This is a genomic window from Microbacterium sp. T32 (assembly GCF_001619615.1).
In the GTDB taxonomy this organism is placed as follows: Bacteria; Actinomycetota; Actinomycetes; order Actinomycetales; family Microbacteriaceae; genus Microbacterium.
The window spans coordinates 1-1,243 of the sequence record NZ_LQQP01000027.1 but is presented as its reverse complement, the minus strand read 5'-3'; the positions used below and the strand labels follow the sequence as shown (position 1 = coordinate 1,243).

At 67.7% G+C, this 1,243-nt stretch carries 1 protein-coding gene; it reads right to left on the bottom strand.

The genetic code is table 11. The features are described from left to right. Positions 1–83 precede the first annotated feature (83 nt). Positions 84–1,082: a type IV toxin-antitoxin system AbiEi family antitoxin domain-containing protein gene (locus AVW09_RS13770; RefSeq protein ID WP_156496111.1), complete on the bottom strand. Its 999-nt coding sequence runs from the start codon at positions 1,080–1,082 to the stop codon at positions 84–86. Positions 1,083–1,243: the final 161 nt, after the last annotated feature.

Genomic DNA, 1,243 nt, shown 5'->3' with positions numbered 1-1,243 from the left:
CCGGGGCCACTTCTGTCGCCCCGGGGCCACCACGCCTCGCTGGGACGCCCGTGGTGACTTCGGGGGGCCGGCGAACAGAGCATCTATGCTGACGCGATCTTCGGGGAGGAAGTCCCCGGTCGAGACGGGTTGGGGCGGATACCGAACGCCGCCAATCGACGCCCGAGCGTGGCAGCGTCCGTGATATCGCCCCACCCCCATCTGACGACGGGGCGTCGGGTGACGCCGCGGATCCAGTCCTCGCGAAGCTTCTCCTCGGCGACGATCTCGCCTGGGCTCTTCCCTTCGGCGGAGGCGAGCGCGCCATATTTCGTCTTGCCGTCGAACTCTCCCCAGGCTTCCACGTCGTCCAGACCGAAGTCGACCCAGTACGTTCGTCCACGCGGACCCCGAATCGGCACCTGCAGCGAGGGAACGGCGAAGCCGAGTTCTGCCAGACGGATGCGGCTGATGCTCTCCCCAGGAAGCTGAGCGCGGCCGTCCGCGAACTCCAGAACTCTCCGAGCCTGCACGCGGCCCACAGCCTGGGTGAGGAGCGTCCGGCGCGCGGCTTCCTTGAGTGCCTCAGCCGCAGCCTCGTCGTACACGCCCGGCGAGCGGTACGCGGTTTGACGAAGCGCGGCATCCGCCACGGATACTGCCAGCTCTTTCGACTCGGCCCGTGCGACGTCCGCCACGGTCCGCGCGAGGGACGTGCAGAGCAGGCCCCCGATCTCTGTCACATCCGCGTTGTCGAGAAGTCCCCGGTGACGAACGATCTCGTAGCCCGAGCCCGGTCGACCGTTCGGCGATACGACATGGGTCTTCCCATCGTCTGACAACAAAGGAAGCCCGTGGATGGCGGCTGCGGTGCGCCCGGCGAAAATGGGTGGGATGGCAGCGATGGCGCTGTACGCCCGGGCACGGAGAACCGCGTTGTCCTCGACGGTCAAGGGCGCGAGCTCCGACGTTCGGACGAATACCCCGCGCCGCAGCATGGTCAACATGCCCGAGTCGACCGCACGTCGAATTCGACGTGAGTCGTACCCGAGCTCCGCGAGGTCACGCCGTCGGCGCAGAGGAACGATGAATCCGTTGGTCACCGTTCTGAGTCTTCACTCGCGCTCCCCGTAGCGCTGGGTCCTCAGCCCGATATGGGGATCAACTAGAGGGCGCTCGGCATGGGGAGGAGGGGCTGGGATGCGGTGGCCGCCCGTGGTCGCGAAGTTCGCGAGTGGCCCCGGGGCCACTTCTGTCGCCCCGG